Raw genomic sequence first — 16,930 nt, forward strand, 5'->3', positions numbered from 1 at the left:
GGAGCCCTTCCGTAGGATCGGGGCATGCCTTCGAACGCCGGCGACAAGAACGCGCCGCCCCCGCCCCCCGCGCCCCTGGGTGTCGAGGTCGCCGACTCCCACACCCACCTCGACATGCAGTCCGGCACCGTCGAGGAGGGGCTCGCGAAGGCCGCCTCGGTCGGCGTGACCACGGTCGTGCAGGTCGGCTGCGACCTCGCGGGCTCCCGCTGGGCCGCCGAGACGGCCGCCGCGTACGACAGCGTCCACGCGACGGTCGCCCTGCACCCGAACGAGGCACCGCGCATCGTGCACGGCGACCCCGACGGCTGGTCCCGGCAGGGCGCTCGGCAGCCGGGCGGGGACGCCGCGCTGGACGAGGCGCTCGCCGAGATCGACCGGCTCGCCGCGCTCCCGCAGGTCAAGGGCGTCGGCGAGACCGGCCTCGACTTCTTCCGCACCGGCCCCGAGGGCAAGGAGGCGCAGGAGCGGTCCTTCCGCGCCCACATCGAGATCGCCAAGCGGCACGGCAAGACCCTGGTCATCCACGACCGCGACGCCCACGCCGACGTGCTGCGCGTGCTGAAGGAGGAGGGCGCCCCCGAGCGCACCGTCTTCCACTGCTACTCCGGCGACGCCGACATGGCCGAGATCTGCGCCCGCGAGGGCTACTACATGTCCTTCGCCGGGAACGTCACCTTCAAGAACGCCCAGAACCTCCGGGACGCCCTGGTGGTGGCCCCGCTGGAGCTGGTCCTCGTGGAGACCGACGCGCCCTTCCTCACCCCGGCGCCCTACCGCGGCCGCCCCAACGCCCCGTACCTGATCCCGGTCACCGTCCGCGCCATGGCCGCCGTACGCGGCACCGACGAGGACACCCTCGCCGCCGCCCTCGGCACCAACACCGCGCACGCCTTCGGGTACTGAGCCGCCAGTTCGAGGCGTGACCCTGCGTGGCCGCGCCGCTTTGGAGAGTGACGGCCGCTCCGCTAGGTTCTGGGGGCCCGATCGGCCGACGCCCCTGGAGCGTGTCGCGGTGAGCAAGCAGTACGAGCGGTACGGCCCCCACGGCACCCTCGGCGACGAACCGGCGGTGCCGTCGGTGCACAGCGCGCTGACCCTGCCGTACGGCGTGCCCGGCGACACCTACCGGCCCGCCTACGAGGCCGTACCCCCACCCCGCAAGGCGCCGGAGGCGCCGAGACCGGCGGGACGCGGACGGCGGGCCGCCGCCCGGCCCGAGTCACCGGTGCGGCTGCTGCTGCCCCAGGCGCTGGTCGTCGCCTTCCTCGCCGGGGGCACCGCCGCCTTCGTCGCCGAGGACAAGGCGGTCGAGCTGACCGTCGACGGCCACCCCCGCACCCTGCACACCTTCGCCGACGACGTCACCGGACTCCTCGCCGACGAGGGCGTCCGGACCGGCCCGCACGACGTGATCGCGCCCGCCCCCGGCACCCCGCTCACCGACGGCGACGAGATCACCGTCCGCCACGGCCGCCCCGTCCGGCTCACCATCGACGGCGAACGCCGCGTGGTGTGGACCACCGCCGACACCGTCGACGGCGCCCTGCGCCAGCTCGGGGTGCGCGCGGAGGGCGCCTACCTGTCCGCCTCGCGCTCGCTGCCCATCGGCCGCGCCGGACTCGCCCTCGACGTCCGCACCGAGCGCAGCGTCACGATCATGGCCGACGGCCGCACCCGCACCGTCCGCACCAACGCCGCCACCGTCACCGAGGCCCTCGACGAGGCCGGGATCACCCTGCACGGCCAGGACACCACCTCCGTGCCCGGCACCAGCTTCCCGCGCGACGGCCAGACCGTCACCGTGCTGCGGATCACCGGCACCCACGAGACGCACGACGAGGAGATCCCGTACGCCGTGCGCCGCACCGAGGACCCCACCCTGCTGGAAGGCACCGAGGTCGTCGACCAGGCCGGGCGGCCGGGACTGCGCCGCACCACCTACCTGCTGCGCACCGTCAACGGCGTCCGGCAGCGCCCCCGCCGGACCCACACCGAGGTGGTCCGGGAGCCGCGCCGCCAGACCGTCCGCGTCGGCACCAAGCCCCGCCCCGCCACCGCGTCCGGCGGCGACCACCTGAACTGGCACGCCCTGGCCGTCTGCGAGTCCGGCGGCCGCCCCGACGCCGTCGACCCCTCCGGCACCTACGGCGGGCTCTACCAGTTCGACACCGCCACCTGGCACGCCCTCGGCGGCAGCGGACGCCCCCAGGACGCGCCGCCCGGGGAGCAGACCCAGCGGGCCAAGACCCTGTACCTGCGGCACGGCACCTCCCCCTGGCCGCACTGCGGGTCCCGGCTGCGCGGCTGAGCCGGGGCACCGGGGCCCTCCCCGCCCCGTACCCTTGTCCCGTGAGCAGCCCCACCCCCGACGCCCTCCTCGGTCCCGCCGACATCCGCGAACTGGCGGCCGTGCTCGGCGTACGGCCGACCAAGCAGCGCGGCCAGAACTTCGTGATCGACGCCAACACGGTCCGCCGCATCGTGCGCACCGCCGGGGTGCGCCCCGACGACGTGGTGGTGGAGGTCGGGCCGGGACTCGGCTCCCTCACCCTGGCCCTGCTGGAGGCCGCCGACCGGGTCACCGCCGTCGAGATCGACGACGTACTGGCCGCGGCCCTCCCCGCGACCGTCGCCGCCCGGATGCCCGACCGCGCCGACCGGTTCGCGCTGGTGCACTCCGACGCGATGCTCGTCGGTGAACTGCCCGGCCCGCCGCCGACCGCGCTCGTCGCCAACCTGCCCTACAACGTCGCCGTCCCCGTGCTGCTGCACATGCTCGCCACCTTCCCGAGCATCGAACGCACCCTGGTGATGGTCCAGTCCGAGGTCGCCGACCGGCTCGCCGCCGCGCCCGGCTCCAAGGTGTACGGCGTGCCCTCGGTCAAGGCCAACTGGTACGCCGAGGTCAAGCGCGCCGGGGCGATCGGGCGGAACGTGTTCTGGCCCGCGCCCAACGTCGACAGCGGCCTGGTCTCGCTGGTCCGGCGCACCGAGCCGGTCAAGACGTCGGCCACCCGCGCGGAGGTCTTCGCCGTGGTCGACGCCGCCTTCGCCCAGCGCCGCAAGACCCTGCGCGCCGCGCTCTCCGGCTGGGCCGGGTCGGCCGCCGCCGCCGAGGCCGCGCTGGTCGCCGCCGGGGTCTCCCCGCAGGCACGCGGCGAGGCGCTCACGGTCGAGGAGTTCGCGCGGATCGCCGAGCACAAGGGAGCGGGCGTTTGAGCGTCACGGTACGGGTCCCCGCCAAGGTCAACGTCCAGCTCGGCGTGGCCGCCGCCCGCCCCGACGGCTTCCACGACCTGGCCAACGTCTTCCTCGCGGTCGGGCTGTACGACGAGGTCACCGTGACCCCGGCCGACGAACTCCGGGTCACCTGCTCCGCGCCGGACGCCGCGCAGGTCCCCCTGGACCGCACCAACCTGGCCGCCCGCGCCGCGCTCGCCCTCGCCGGACGCCGGGGCATCGAGCCCGCCGTCCACCTCCACATCGCCAAGGACATCCCGGTCGCGGGCGGAATGGCGGGCGGCAGCGCCGACTGTGCGGGCGCGCTGGTGGCCTGCGACGCGCTGTGGGGTACGGGCGCCACGCGCGCCGAGCTGCTCGACATCTGCGCCGAGCTGGGCAGCGACGTCCCCTTCAGCCTGGTCGGCGGCGCGGCACTCGGCACCGGACGCGGCGAGAAGCTGACCCCGCTGGAGGTCGGCGGCATGTTTCACTGGGTGTTCGCGATGGCGGAGCGGGGCCTGTCGACCCCGGCGGTGTTCCGCGAGTTCGACCGGCTGACGGAGGGCCACGCGATCCCGGCCCCGGAGGCCGACCCGGCCCTCCTGACGGCCCTGGCGAAGGGCGACGCGGAAGCCCTGGCGGCAGCCCTCACCAACGACCTTCAGCAGGCCGCCCTCTCCCTCTACCCGGAGCTGGCAGCCACTCTGAAGACCGGCGAACAGGCAGGCGCCCTGGCCACCCTGGTCTCCGGCTCGGGCCCGACGACCGCCTTCCTGGTCCCCGACGCAGCCACCGCCACGAAGGTGGCGGCGGCCCTCCACGCCTCCGGCACCTGCCGCACCACCCGCACGGCGGCGGGCCCGGTGCCGGGGGCGACGGTTCTCTGAGCCTCAGAGACGGTCGATCTCGGTCAGGTCGATGTCGATCCCGTAGGGCGCGGTCAGCTTGACCTGTGCGTGGTGGATGCCGGTCAGGGCGTAGGTCCCGGTCGCCTCGCCGCGCTCGTACACCTGCACCACGGGGTGGTCGTCCTCGCCCGCCATCTCCACCAGCCAGAAGTGGGGGATGCCCGCCGCGGCGTACTTGTGCGGCTTGGTGTCACGGTCCCTGGCCTCGGAGTCCGGGGAGACCACCTCCACGGCGAGCAGGACGTCGGCCGCCTCGAAGCGCGTCTGGCGGCGATCGACGACGGACTCGGCGCGAACGACGCAGAGGTCGGGCTCGGGGCCGTTGCGCCGGTCGAGGACCACGGTCATTTCCCTGTGCACCCGGAGCTCGGGCGGCACGGTACTCCTGAGGCCGGCGGCGAGCAGATCGATGACAACACTGTGAAAATTCTGCTGGGGACTTACAAAAACCAGGCTCCCGTCGATCAGCTCTGTGTGCGGCGGGAGATCCGGCAGTGTGAACAGGTCGTCCACGGTGTAGCCGTCCTTGGGTGGCACCGGCCAGTGCGGACGGTGCTCGATGGACTCGGCGGTCATAGTGCCTCCCATGGACGGAGATCCTGCTGCCTGCGGTCAACGGTAGCCGCCGAACGTCGATCACGTCATCACAAAGAGTGACCGCACCCGCGCGCCCCGCCCCCCGCCCCGCAGGGCCTACGCTTGAAGGCTGATCGATCCCCCTGCACAGGAGTGAAATGGCCGTCAATCTGGTCAATGTCGAGAACGTCAGCAAGGTCTACGGCACGCGGGCCCTGCTGGACGGCGTCTCGCTCGGTGTGTCGGAAGGGGACCGGATCGGGGTCGTCGGGCGCAACGGCGACGGGAAGACCACGCTGATCCGGATGCTCGCCAAGGTGGAGGACGCCGACAGCGGGCGGGTCACGCACTCCGGGGGGCTGCGGCTCGGGGTGCTGACGCAGCACGACTCGCTCGACCCCGAGGCCACCGTCCGGCACGAGGTCATCGGTGACCTGGCCGACCACGAGTGGGCGGGCAACGCCAAGGTCAGGGACGTACTGACCGGCCTGTTCGGCGGGCTCGACCTGGCCGGTTTCCCCAAGGGGCTCGACACCGTCATCGGCCCGCTTTCCGGCGGCGAGCGGCGGCGGATCGCGCTCGCCAAGCTGCTCATCGAGGAGCAGGACCTGCTCGTCCTGGACGAGCCCACCAACCACCTCGACGTCGAGGGCATCGCCTGGCTCGCCCGGCACCTGCGCGAGCGCCGCTCGGCACTCGTCTGCGTCACCCACGACCGCTGGTTCCTGGACCAGATCTGCACCCGCATGTGGGACGTCCAGCGCGGTGACGTCTACGAGTACGAGGGCGGCTACTCCGACTACGTCTTCGCCCGTGCCGAGCGCGAGCGCATCGCCGCCACCGAGGAGACCAAGCGGCAGAACCTCGTCCGCAAGGAGCTGGCCTGGCTGCGCCGGGGCGCCCCCGCCCGCACCTCCAAGCCCCGCTTCCGCGTCGAGGCCGCCAACGAGCTGATCAAGGACGTGCCGCCGCCCCGCGACAGCAGCGAGCTGATGAAGTTCGCCTCCTCCCGGCTCGGCAAGACCGTCTTCGACCTGGAGAACGTCAGCGTCACCGCCGGACCCAAGGAGCTGCTCAAGCACGTCACCTGGCAGCTCGGCCCCGGCGACCGCGTCGGCCTGGTCGGCGTCAACGGCGCGGGCAAGACCTCCCTGCTGCGGGCCATGGCGGAAGCGGCGCGCACCGAGGGCGAGACGCAGCCCGCGGGCGGCCGGGTCGCCGTCGGCAAGACCGTCAAGCTCGCCTACCTCTCCCAGGAGGTCGCCGAACTCGACCCGGCCACCCGGGTGCTGGAGGCCGTGCAGCAGGTCCGCGAGCGCGTCGACCTCGGCAAGGGCCGCGAGATGACGGCGGGCCAGCTGTGCGAGACCTTCGGCTTCACCAAGGAGAAGCAGTGGACGCCCGTCGGCGACCTCTCCGGCGGTGAGCGCCGCAGGCTCCAGCTGCTGCGCCTCCTCATGGACGAGCCCAACGTCCTCTTCCTCGACGAGCCCACCAACGACCTGGACATCGAGACCCTGACCCAGCTGGAGGACGTCCTCGACGGCTGGCCCGGCTCGATGGTCGTCATCTCCCACGACCGCTTCTTCGTCGAGCGCACCACCGACAAGGTGTTCGCCCTCCTCGGCGACGGCGCCCTGCGCATGCTGCCGCGCGGCATCGACGAGTACCTGGAGCGCCGCCTGCGCATGGAGGAGGCCGTCGCCCAGCGGTCGGCCGCCGCCGCGCCCGCCCCCGCCGTCGCGGAGAAGAGCGCCGCCGACCAGCGGGCCGCGAAGAAGGAACTCCAGAAGATCGAGCGCCAGTTGGACAAGATCTCCGACAAGGAGTCCACGCTGCACACCCGGATCGCGGACAACGCCACCGACTTCGCCAAGGTCGCCGAACTCGACGCCGAACTGCGCGAACTCGTCGGCGAGCGTGAGGAACTGGAGCTGCGCTGGCTGGAGCTGGCCGAGGACGCGTAGCGCGTACAGCGGAATCCGGCCATACCGGCGGGTGCGTAACGGGCGCATCACGGGGTGGTTCGTCCTTGGGCACAGGGGCTCGCACGGGCCCCTGTGCTGTCGGTGGTGGGTGATAGAAAGGCTGTCCGAGGGCTAAGAATCAGTGAACGAGGGGGAGCGCGCTGATGAGCCAGCCGCCCGGTCAGCCGCCGCAGGGCGGGTTCGGCCCACCGCAGAACCAGCCACCGCGGGATCAGCCGCCGCAGGGTGGCTTCGGCGCGCCTCAACAGCCCCCGGTCCAGGGCGGCTTCGGTGCCCCGCAGGGCCCGCCGCAGCCTGGTTACGGCTACCCCCAGCAGCCCCCCGGCCCGTACGGGCAGCCCGGCCCCTACGGGCCCCCGCCCGGCCCCCCGTACGGGACGTATCCGCAGCCCCCCGGCGCCCCCGGCAAGCCGCCCGGCCGGAAGCGCACCGCGCTGATCGCCGGTGCCGTCGTGGCCGCGCTGCTGCTCGTCGGCGGCACCGTGTACGCGGTCACCGGCGGCGGCGGGCATGACGACAAGCCCGTCGCCCACCCGACCGGCGACACCAAGAACTCGGCCACCGCGTCCCCCTCCGTCGACGAGGGCGACGGCAAGGGCGACGGCCGTACGGACACCGGGGACCTCAACGCGGGCCGCAAGCCCGGCGATTCGAAGGTGCTCTGGTACCGGTCCGCCCCCGACGCTCCGGCCAACGGCGCGGACGCGCCCGGCCTCTGGGTCACCGGGAAGACCGCGGTGAAGGCCGCGTACAAGGAGCTCATCGGCCTCCGCGTCGCCGACGGCAAGCCCGCCTGGGCGCCGATCACCCTGCCGCACGAGGTCTGCGCGGTCACCCGCGACGCCGACGCCGACGGCAGGATCGTCATCGCGTACATGAACGGCGTCAGCGACCGCGCCGACTGCAACCAGCTCCAGCAGCTCGACCTCGACACCGGCAAGAAGGGCTGGCACGCCCAAGTCGCGGACGGCACCGGCCTGTTCGACAGCACCCGCAGTATCGAGCTGACCCTCAGCGGCAAGACCCTGATGGTGACCCGCTCGAGCTCCGGCACCGCGTACGACGCGGCGACCGGCCGCAAGCTGTACGACACGAAGAAGTACGACGACTGCTACCCCGCCGCGTACGCCGGTGACAGCAAGCGGCTGATCGAGGTGACCTCCTGCGGCGCGGGCGGCGCCAAGGAGCGCGAGGAGATCCGCGAACTCGACCCGGCCACCGGCAAGGCCAAGTGGACCCGGCCCGGCACCAAGGGCTGGAAGGTCGAGCGCGTCTTCTCCGTGAACCCGCTCGTGGTCTACCTGACCAACCGCGACAAGAAGGCGTGGAACATCTCCGTCCTCGGCAGCGGCGGCCGCATCAGCTCCGAGGTCAAGGTCGACAAGAAGTTCGCCCCCGACTGCGGCTGGTCCTCGCTGATGCGCGGCCTGCAGAACTGCCGGGGTGTCGCCGTCGACGCCAAGAACCTCTACCTGCCCACCGAGACCACCGACGCGGCGAACGAGATCTACGCCATCGGCCTCGCCGACGGCAAGGAGAAGTGGCGGGTCACGTCACCGGTCGCCCGCCCGATGGTCCCCGTCGGACTCCAGGGCGGCAACCTCGTCGCGTACGCCGACGCTTCCTACGGCCAGGGCGGCCGGGTGCTGTCCATCCCGACCGGCTCCGGCGCGCACCGGCCCGCCACGCTGCTGCGGAACCCCGACAGCGTGGCGCAGATCGAGAGCGGCTTCCTCGACAGCGTCATGGTCTGGTCCGGCGGGCGCTTCGTCATCTCCTCCGGTCGGCTGAGCGGCGAGGACGGGGCCGCGGAGAAGCTGATGATGGCCTTCGGCAAGTAACCGCCCTCCCCGCGCCCGCCGTTCCCACCAGCCCGCTTCGAGGTACCCCACCATGACCGACCAGCCGCCGCAGGACCAGCAGCCCCCCACGCCACCCGTGCCACCGCACAGCCCGCCGCCCGGCTACGGGTACCCGCAGGCACCCCCGCCCCCGCCGCAGCCCGGCTACGGCTACCCGGCCCAGCCGGGGTACGGGTATCCCGCCCAGCCGCCCACGGTGGTGGCGGGCGACGACACCCGTGCCCGACAGAACCGCACCATCGCCCTGATCATCCTCGCGGCCGTCGTCGCCATCGGCCTCATCATCGGCTCCGGCGTCTGGTACGCCCGCTCCTCCGGAGAAGGGGACGGCGGCAAGCCCACCGGCAGCGGCAAGAACGGCACCGCCACCGTGACCCCCGGCAAGGAGAAGGCGCCGGACGACCCCGTCGCCCACCTCCTGTTCAAGGTCCCGCAGCCCGCCGTCGGGGACGACGTCGTCACCACCGACGGCGCCTGGCTGACCGACACGGTCTACGCCAACACCGGCGTCTCCGAGGTCGTCGGTTACGACCCGGACGACGGCACGAAGCGCTGGACGATCAAGCTCCCGGGCCCGGTCTGCGCGGGCAGCGAGCATGTCACCGCCGACGGCCGCACCGCGATCGTCTTCCGGCCCGCCATGCCGAGCAGGACCAAGCTCGCCCGCTGCAGCCAGATCGCCGCGCTCGACCTGGTCAAGGGCACCCGGCTGTGGACCAGGGCGATCGGCGCGGGCGATTTCGCCACGACGTACGACAACATCACGGTCGCCGGGAACACCGTCGCGGCAGGCGGCACCGGGGGCGGCGTCGCCTACGACATGGCGACCGGCAAGGTCCTGTGGCAGCCCAAGCCCGGCGACTCCTGCGCGGACAGGGGATACGGCGGCGGCACCAGGCTCGTCGCGGTGCGCAAGTGCGGCGAGTTCGACAACGAGACCCTCAGCATCCAGACTCTCGAACCCACTTCGGGGAAGGTGCTCTCCGAGTACAAGTTGGGCGCAGGCATCACGTACGCGGGCATCGTCTCCACCGACCCGCTGGTGATCGGCGCCGAGGCCGGTGGCAGCGCGAGCGGCGGCAGCGGCGTCTCGGACTACTTCTCCATCGACGGCCGGACCGGCAAGCTGCTGGCCCGCATCCCGGTGCCGGGCGACACCTACGACGGCAAGTGCGACACCATCCAACACGTGGAGGACTGCCGGGGAGTCGTGGCAGGCGAGGGCAGGCTGTACCTGGCGACCAAGGAACACGAGGACACGGGCAAGCTCGGCGACACCAACGAGATCGTCGCCTTCGACCTCACCACCGGCAAGCAGACCGGCCGGCGCGCCCCGGCAGGCAAGGGCCGCTCGATCTACCCGCTCCGCATGGACGGCGGCAACCTGCTCGCCTGGAAGGAGGCGGAGTACGGCCAGAACGGCCAGCTCGTCAGCATCGACGGCGCCGACTTCAAGGCCACGACGCTGCTGGAGATCCCCGGTGACAAGGCCAGTCACGACCTGTCGGTCGGCATGGGGGTGGAGTACGTCAAGTACCGCTTCGGGCGCGGCAAGCTCTTCATGTCGCAGGCGAGCGTGGCCAAGCCCCTCGGTATCGGCCCCGCGGAACCCCTGATCGTCGCCTTCGGCACCCGCGACTGACCGAAGCCCGCACGGCAGGCGCCCCGAGCGTGTAACTTCCGGGACATCACAGGGGGACTGGGGGGTTTGCTCTATGGGAGTGCGGCTCATGGTCGTCGACGACCACCGCCTGCTGGCGGAGGCGTTGGCGTCGGCGCTGAAGCTGCGCGGGCACCGGGTGCTCGCGGCGGCGGCGCCGGCCGCGGGCGCGGCCGAGCTGGTGATATCGCGCGCCCCCGAGGTGTGCCTGCTGGGCACGGCGGCACCCGCCGAGCCGGGCGCGTTCGACCCGGTGGCCCGCATCAAGCGGGAGCGCCCGCAGGTGGCCGTACTGGTCCTCGGCCCGGTGCCCTCCCCGCGCGGTATCGCGGCCGCCTTCGCGGCGGGCGCCGCCGGGTACGTACGGCATGACGAGCGCATCGAGGGTGTCGAGCGGGCCATCATGAAGGCCAGGGCCGGTGAGGCGGCCATAGCCCCCCAGCTGCTCCAGGGCGCCTTCGCGGAACTGCTGAACCCGGCCGTCCAGCCCGACGACGAGGGCCAGCGGCTGCTGAGGCTGCTCACCCCGCGCGAGGTGGAGGTGCTGGTCCGGGTCGCCGACGGCGAGGACACCCGGCTGATCGCGGCGGGCATGGGGATCGCGCCGAGCACCGCCCGGACCCATGTGCAGCGGGTGCTGATGAAGCTGGGCGTCGGCTCCCGGCTGGAGGCGGCCGCCCTCGCGGCCCGCACCGGTCTGCTGGACCGCGCCGGTGCCGCCCCGCACACGACGGAGCCGGAGCTGTAGGACACAGCTCCGGCTCCGGCTCGGTCCCGCGCGGCTAGTGCACGGGCTCCTCGTCGTCCGCGCCCTCGGCGGGCAGCGGCGGCGGGGTCGGCCGCAGCTTCAGCCAGGCCAGGAAGAACACCCCGAGGATCAGCATGCCGATGCCGGTCCACAGGTTGATGTTGACGCCCTCGGCCTTGTCGATCGCGGCCTGGGAGTCGGTGATGCCGGTGATGGTGACGATGACGCCGTACAGCACGAACAGGCCGCCGATGATGCGCCGCAGGTCGAAGATGCGGGCCGCGGTGGCGGACTTGCCCTCCAGCTCGGTGACCTCGCGGTTCACGTCGTGCTCGGTGGCGCCGCGCTCGGGGCGGGGGGATTCGTCGGTCATGGTTTCCTCATCCTCCCGCGATCAGAACGAGAACGGGATGTAGCAGGCGGCGGCCAGGACGACCGCGCCCCAGCCGAGCAGGGCGGGCTTGCGGTACCAGGCGTCGTCGCCCTCGGCCGGTGCCTCGGACATGCCCGGCGACGAGGTGCCGTAGACCAGGCCCTGGAGTTCCTCGGCCGGCTTGGGCTTGGTGAACAGCGACACCGCGACCATCACGACCGCGCCCGCGACGAAGCCCGCGATGGCGGAGACGAAGTTGGCGCCCTGGTCGGAGGGGATCGAGATGATGCCCTCCTTGTAGAACACGAAGTAGTTGACCATCGCGGTGGCGGTACCGGCGAGCAGGCCCCAGAAGCCGGACTTGGCCGAGGCGCGCTTCCAGAACATGCCGACGATGAAGACCACGAACATCGGGACGTTGAAGAAGGAGAACAGCGTCTGGAGGTAGCTCATGATGTTCGAGAACGACGACGCCAGGAACGCCGTGCCGACCGACGCGGCGACACCGATCACGGTGATCCAGCGGCCGAAGCGGACGTAGTAGGCGTCCTCCTGGTCCGGCTTCACGTAGCGGGCCCAGATGTCGGTGGTGAACACCGTGTTGAAGGACGACACGTTGGCCGCCATGCCCGCCATGAAGGCGGCGAGCAGACCGGTGACCGCGATGCCGAGCACACCGTTGGGCAGCAGCTCCTGCATCAGGTACGGGATCGCGTCGTTGTACTGGAGCCCGGAGCCGGGCTGGCCGATCTTCGGGACCAGGGCGGCGGCGACCAGGCCGGGGATCATCACCAGGAAGACGATGAAGATCTTCGGGTAGGCCGCGATCAGCGGGGTGCGCTTGGAGGCGGAGAGGTTCTTCGCGGACAGCGCGCGCTGCACCTCGGCGAAGTTGGTCGTCCAGTAGCCGAAGGACAGCACGAAGCCGAGACCGAGCACGATGGTCAGCCAGTTGGCGCCCAGCGGGTTGGCGCTGCCGATGCCGGTGCCGCCCCACGCGGTGGTGAAGTTGGCGCCGTGGGCCGCGTCCAGCTTGTGGGTGAGGCCGTCCCAGCCGCCGGCCTTCTTCAGGCCGAGGATGGTGATCGGGATGAGGGCGGCCAGGATCACGAAGAACTGGAGCACCTCGTTGTAGATCGCCGAGGACAGGCCGCCCAGCGTGATGTAGCCGAGCACGAAGGCGCCCGCCACCACGATGGCCACCCACTGCGGCCAGCCGAGCAGGGCCTCCACCACGATCGCCAGCGCGTACAGGTTCACGCCCGCGATGAGGATGGCGGCGAAGGCGAACAGGATCGAACTGAGCAGGTGGGCTGCCTTGTCGAAGCGCAGCAGCAGGAACTCGGGGACCGAGCGGACCTTGCTGCCGTAGTAGAAGGGCATCATCACCAGGCCCAGGAAGACCATGGCCGGGATGGCGCCGATCCAGTACCAGTGCACGGTGTACGCGCCGTACTGGGCGCTGTTGGCCGCCATGCCCAGGATCTCGGTGGCCGCCAGGTTCGCCGAGATGAAGGCGAGGCCGGTGATCCAGGCGGGCAGCGAGCGTCCGGAGAGGAAGAAGTCCAGGCTGGTCTTCACCGAGCGGCGGGCCGCGAAGCCGATGCCGAGAACCACGACGAAGTAGATGGCCAGGATCGTGTAGTCGAGCCAGTTGGTGGGGAGCCGTAGCTCCGCCGCCAGATAGCTGGGGCCCGCCGCCAGGGGCGCGGGTCCGGTCGGGGGGGTCTGCATGAGAACTCGCTTCGTTGCGCGAACTGATCCAGAGCGGAACCTACGCCGCGGCGTTCATTATTTGAACAGTTCTGTTGGTGTTCTTTGTTCGATTGTGATCGTACGACCTGTTGTCGAGTTGTGGTTTGTTATGTTTGATTGTGTTGAGTGAGAGCGAGGAGTCCGGCGTGAAGAAGACCCCGACCCGGCTGGCCGACGGGCGTGAGCTGGTCTACTACGACCTGGCGGACGACACCGTCCGCGACGCCGTGGACCGGCGGCCGCTGGACCCCACGGTCACCGCCTCCGAGATCCGCCGGGACCCGCTGCTCGGCGACTCGGTGGCCATCGCCTCCCACCGCCAGGGCCGCACCTACCACCCCCCGGCCGACGAGTGCCCGCTCTGCCCCAGCCGGGACGGGCGGCTCAGCGAGATCCCGGACGCGACCTACGACGTGGTCGTCTTCGAGAACCGCTTCCCCTCCCTCGCCGGTGACTCCGGCCGCTGCGAGGTCGTCTGCTTCACCTCCGACCACGACGCGTCCTTCGCCTCCCTCACCGACGAGCAGGCCCGGCTGGTGCTGGAGGCGTGGACCGACCGCACCGCCGAGCTGTCGCATCTGCCCTCCGTCAAGCAGGTCTTCTGTTTCGAGAACCGGGGCGCCGAGATCGGGGTGACGCTGGGTCATCCCCACGGCCAGATCTACGCCTACCCGTTCATCACCCCGCGCACCGCGCTGATGCTCCGCTCGCTCGCCGACCACCGGGCCGAGACCGGCGGGGAGAACCTCTTCGACGCCGTCCTGGAGCGGGAACTCGCCGGTGACCGGGTCGTCCTGGAGGGTGAACACTGGGTGGCCTTCGTCCCGTTCGCCGCGCACTGGCCCTACGAGGTCCACCTCTACCCCAAGCGCCGGGTGCCCGACCTGCTCGCCCTGGACGAGGCCGCGCGCACAGAGTTTCCCCAGGTCTATCTGGAACTCTTGAGGCGCTTCGACCGGATCTTCGGGCGGCCGGAGGGTGAGGGGAGTGACGAGGCCGAGGCGCCGACGCCGTACATCGCGGCCTGGCACCAGGCGCCGTTCGGCGACCTCCCCGGCTTCGACGGGGTGACGCGGGACGACTTCGCACTCCACCTGGAGCTTTTCACCATCCGCCGCACTTCCGGCAAGCTGAAGTTCCTCGCGGGCTCCGAATCCGGCATGAACGTCTTCATCAACGACGTGCCACCGGAGCGCGCGGCCGAGCGACTGCGAGAGGTAGCGAGTACATGAAGTACCTGGTGACGGGTGGCGCGGGCTATGTGGGCAGTGTCGTCGCCCAGCATCTGCTGGAGGCGGGGCACGAGGTCACCGTCCTCGACAATCTCTCCACCGGCTTCCGCGCGGGCGTGCCCGCCGGTGCCGCCTTCGTCGAGGGCGACATCCGCGACGCCGCGAAGTGGCTCGACCCGTCCTACGACGGGGTGCTGCACTTCGCGGCCTTCTCGCAGGTCGGCGAGTCGGTGGTGAAGCCCGAGAAGTACTGGGAGAACAACGTCGGCGGCACCATGGCCCTGCTGGCCGCCATGCGCGAGGCGGGCGTGCACCGGCTGGTCTTCTCCTCCACCGCCGCGACCTACGGCGAGCCCGAGGAGGTCCCGATCCCGGAGTCCGCCCCGACCCGGCCCACCAACCCCTACGGCGCCTCCAAGCTGGCCGTCGACCACATGATCACCAGCGAGGCGCACGCCCACGGCCTGGCCGCCGTCTCCCTGCGCTACTTCAACGTGGCCGGTGCCTACGGCCCCTACGGCGAGCGCCACGACCCCGAGTCCCACCTCATCCCGCTCGTCCTCCAGGTCGCCCAGGGCCGCCGCGACGCCATCTCCGTCTACGGCGACGACTACCCGACCCCCGACGGCACCTGCGTCCGCGACTACATCCACGTCGCCGACCTCGCCGACGCCCACCTGCTCGCCCTCGGCGCCGCCCGCTCCGGCGAGCACCTGATCTGCAACCTCGGCAACGGCAACGGCTTCTCCGTCCGCGAGGTCGTGGAGACCGCCCGCGAGGTCACCGGCCACCCCATCCCCGAGGTCACCGCCCCGCGCCGGGCCGGTGATCCGGCGGTCCTGGTGGCGTCGGCCGACACCGCACGCGCCACACTGGGGTGGAACCCGTCCCGCGCGGACCTCGCCGGGATCATCGCGGACGCCTGGGAGTTCGCGCGCGACACGCAGAGGGAGCACTAGTGGGGGCACAGCAGGTCCGGGAACGCTTCACCGAGCTGTACGGGGCCGCACCGGAGGGGGTGTGGGCGGCGCCGGGCCGGGTCAACCTGATCGGCGAACACACCGACTACAACGACGGCTTCGTCATGCCGTTCGCCCTGCCGCACCAGGTCACCGCGGCCGTCTCCCGCCGCACCGACGGGGTACTGCGGCTGCACTCGGCCGACATCGAGGGCGAGGTCGTCGAACTCGCCCTGGACGGACTTGCGCCGGGCACCGACGACGACTGGACCGCGTACCCGGCGGGCGTCGTCTGGGCGCTGCGCGAGGCCGGGCACCCGGTCACCGGCGCCGACGTCCACCTCGCCTCCACCGTGCCGACCGGCGCCGGACTGTCGTCCTCGGCCGCGCTGGAGGTCGTCATCGCGCTCGCGCTGGACGACCTGTTCGGCCTGGAGCTGCCGCGCTGGAAGCTGGCCCGGCTGTGCCAGCGCGCGGAGAACGTCTACGTCGGCGCGCCCACCGGCATCATGGACCAGACCGCGTCAGCCTGCTGCGAGGAGGGCCACGCGCTCTTCCTCGACACCCGTGACCTGTCCCAGCGGCAGATCCCGTTCGACCTGGCCGCCGAGGGCCTGCGCCTGCTGGTGGTCGACACCCAGGTCAAGCACGCCCACAGCGGCGGCGAGTACGGCAAGCGCCGGGCGGGCTGCGAGAAGGGCGCCGCCCTGCTCGGCGTCGACGCGCTGCGCGACGTGGCGTACGACGGGCTGGACGCGGCGCTGGAGCAGCTCGGTGACGAGGATGAGGTGCGCCGTCTGGTGCGGCACATCGTCACCGAGAACCGGCGTGTCGAGCGGGTGGTGGAGCTGCTGACCTCCGGTGACGTCCGGGCCATCGGGCCGGTCCTCACCGACGGGCACGCCTCGCTGCGCGACGACTTCCGCATCTCCTGCCCGGAGCTGGACCTCGTGGTCGACACCGCGCTCACGGCGGGCGCGCTGGGCGCCCGGATGACCGGCGGCGGCTTCGGCGGCTCCGCGATCGCGCTGGTCGAGGTGGCCGCGGTGGACACCCTCACCAAGGCGGTCGAGGAGGCGTTCGCGGCGGCCGGGTACACCGCCCCGCGCGTGTTCGAGGCGGTGCCCTCGCCCGGCGCCCGCCGTCTCGGCTGAGCCCTGGGGCTCCGTCAGCCGAGCGGCTTGGTCAGGGTGAACTCCGTGATCCCCGGCGGATAGTCGGGGATCACGGACACCACGTCGTAGCCCTGGGCCCGGTAGAAGTGCGGGGCCTGGAAGTCCCAGGTCTCCACCCGGGCCCGCGCGCAGCCGCGGTCGGCGTGCGCGATCCGCTCGGCCTCGTTCAGCAGCCGGGACCCCATCCCGGCACCCCGGTGGCGGTCGTCCACCCACAGATAGGTGACGTGCAGCCAGCCCGCCCAGGTGTGCCCGACCAGCCCCCCGGCGAGAGAGCCCGCCGCGTCCAGCGCCCACACATGCAGCGGCGTCTGCCGTTCACCCGGCGTACCGCGCAGCGCGGCCAGCACCGGGGAGGCCGCCGTGTTGGTCTCCCGCAGCCTGGCGCGCAGCTGATCCCGTCGGCCCTTGTCCACTTCCGTCTCGATCCGAAACATGCGGCACACCATAAACGCGACGGCCGGTCAGT

15 protein-coding genes are annotated in these 16,930 nt (G+C 71.9%); 11 read left to right on the forward strand and 4 right to left on the reverse strand.

Annotated elements, in window-relative coordinates:
* Positions 1 to 24: 24 nt before the first annotated feature.
* The 4 genes from ACI2LY_RS27350 to ACI2LY_RS27365 all read left to right on the forward strand — a co-directional run bounded on the left by ACI2LY_RS27350 (position 25) and on the right by ACI2LY_RS27365 (position 4,112).
* Entirely contained in the window at positions 25 to 906 is an 882-nt protein-coding gene (locus ACI2LY_RS27350; protein ID WP_404709467.1) for a TatD family hydrolase, read from the forward strand.
* A gap of 109 nt (positions 907 to 1,015) precedes the next feature.
* Positions 1,016 to 2,311, forward strand: a complete 1,296-nt coding sequence (locus ACI2LY_RS27355) for a ubiquitin-like domain-containing protein (protein WP_404709468.1) — start codon at positions 1,016 to 1,018, stop codon at positions 2,309 to 2,311.
* A 41-nt stretch (positions 2,312 to 2,352) separates the two neighbouring features.
* The gene (rsmA, locus tag ACI2LY_RS27360) at positions 2,353 to 3,222 is read left to right on the forward strand and encodes a 16S rRNA (adenine(1518)-N(6)/adenine(1519)-N(6))-dimethyltransferase RsmA (protein WP_404709469.1); all 870 of its coding nucleotides are present in this window, start codon (positions 2,353 to 2,355) and stop codon (positions 3,220 to 3,222) included.
* Positions 3,219 to 4,112, forward strand: a complete 894-nt coding sequence (locus ACI2LY_RS27365; protein ID WP_404709470.1) for a 4-(cytidine 5'-diphospho)-2-C-methyl-D-erythritol kinase — start codon at positions 3,219 to 3,221, stop codon at positions 4,110 to 4,112. Before rsmA ends, ACI2LY_RS27365 begins: the two co-directional genes overlap by 4 nt.
* Positions 4,113 to 4,115: 3 nt before the next feature.
* On the opposite strand, the gene ACI2LY_RS27370 is transcribed toward ACI2LY_RS27365, so the two are convergent.
* Positions 4,116 to 4,709: a Uma2 family endonuclease gene (locus tag ACI2LY_RS27370; protein WP_404709573.1), complete on the reverse strand. Its 594-nt coding sequence runs from the start codon at positions 4,707 to 4,709 to the stop codon at positions 4,116 to 4,118.
* 158 nt (positions 4,710 to 4,867) lie between these two features.
* Here ACI2LY_RS27370 and ACI2LY_RS27375 point away from each other — a divergent pair, with 158 nt between their 5' ends.
* From ACI2LY_RS27375 to ACI2LY_RS27390, 4 genes are all read left to right on the forward strand, one after another.
* A complete protein-coding gene (locus tag ACI2LY_RS27375; RefSeq protein ID WP_404709471.1) occupies positions 4,868 to 6,676 on the forward strand; it encodes an ABC-F family ATP-binding cassette domain-containing protein in 1,809 nt (602 codons plus the stop codon).
* Between the two features lie 164 nt (positions 6,677 to 6,840).
* Positions 6,841 to 8,538, forward strand: coding sequence for a PQQ-binding-like beta-propeller repeat protein (locus ACI2LY_RS27380; RefSeq protein ID WP_404709472.1), 1,698 nt, complete (start codon positions 6,841 to 6,843; stop codon positions 8,536 to 8,538).
* A 52-nt stretch (positions 8,539 to 8,590) separates the two neighbouring features.
* Entirely contained in the window at positions 8,591 to 10,201 is a 1,611-nt protein-coding gene (locus ACI2LY_RS27385) for a PQQ-binding-like beta-propeller repeat protein (RefSeq protein WP_404709473.1), read from the forward strand.
* A gap of 73 nt (positions 10,202 to 10,274) precedes the next feature.
* Complete coding sequence (locus tag ACI2LY_RS27390) at positions 10,275 to 10,967, forward strand: response regulator transcription factor (protein WP_389004924.1); 693 nt, start codon at positions 10,275 to 10,277, stop codon at positions 10,965 to 10,967.
* A 34-nt stretch (positions 10,968 to 11,001) separates the two neighbouring features.
* Here ACI2LY_RS27390 and ACI2LY_RS27395 read toward each other — a convergent pair whose 3' ends face one another.
* On the reverse strand, positions 11,002 to 11,340 hold the full coding sequence (locus ACI2LY_RS27395; RefSeq protein WP_404709474.1) for a hypothetical protein: 339 nt from the start codon (positions 11,338 to 11,340) through the stop codon (positions 11,002 to 11,004).
* 21 nt (positions 11,341 to 11,361) lie between these two features.
* Positions 11,362 to 13,074, reverse strand: a complete 1,713-nt coding sequence (locus tag ACI2LY_RS27400) for a sodium:solute symporter family protein (protein WP_031184249.1) — start codon at positions 13,072 to 13,074, stop codon at positions 11,362 to 11,364.
* Between the two features lie 167 nt (positions 13,075 to 13,241).
* Here ACI2LY_RS27400 and galT point away from each other — a divergent pair, with 167 nt between their 5' ends.
* The 3 genes from galT to galK are packed head-to-tail and all read left to right on the forward strand — an operon-like array spanning position 13,242 to position 16,440.
* Positions 13,242 to 14,327 (forward strand): galactose-1-phosphate uridylyltransferase, encoded by a 1,086-nt coding sequence (gene galT, locus ACI2LY_RS27405; RefSeq protein WP_404709475.1) that lies wholly within the window; start codon positions 13,242 to 13,244, stop codon positions 14,325 to 14,327.
* Positions 14,324 to 15,286 (forward strand): UDP-glucose 4-epimerase GalE, encoded by a 963-nt coding sequence (gene galE, locus ACI2LY_RS27410; RefSeq protein ID WP_404709476.1) that lies wholly within the window; start codon positions 14,324 to 14,326, stop codon positions 15,284 to 15,286. The genes galT and galE overlap by 4 nt, the downstream gene beginning before the upstream one ends.
* A complete protein-coding gene (gene galK, locus ACI2LY_RS27415; protein WP_404709477.1) occupies positions 15,286 to 16,440 on the forward strand; it encodes a galactokinase in 1,155 nt (384 codons plus the stop codon). Before galE ends, galK begins: the two co-directional genes overlap by 1 nt.
* Positions 16,441 to 16,454: 14 nt before the next feature.
* Here the strand turns inward: galK and ACI2LY_RS27420 are convergent, their stop codons facing one another.
* Positions 16,455 to 16,910, reverse strand: coding sequence for a GNAT family N-acetyltransferase (locus ACI2LY_RS27420; RefSeq protein ID WP_404709478.1), 456 nt, complete (start codon positions 16,908 to 16,910; stop codon positions 16,455 to 16,457).
* Positions 16,911 to 16,930: the final 20 nt, after the last annotated feature.

Origin of the sequence: Streptomyces sp. NPDC002176, from assembly GCF_044903645.1 — a bacterium.
Taxonomy (GTDB): Bacteria; Actinomycetota; Actinomycetes; order Streptomycetales; family Streptomycetaceae; genus Streptomyces.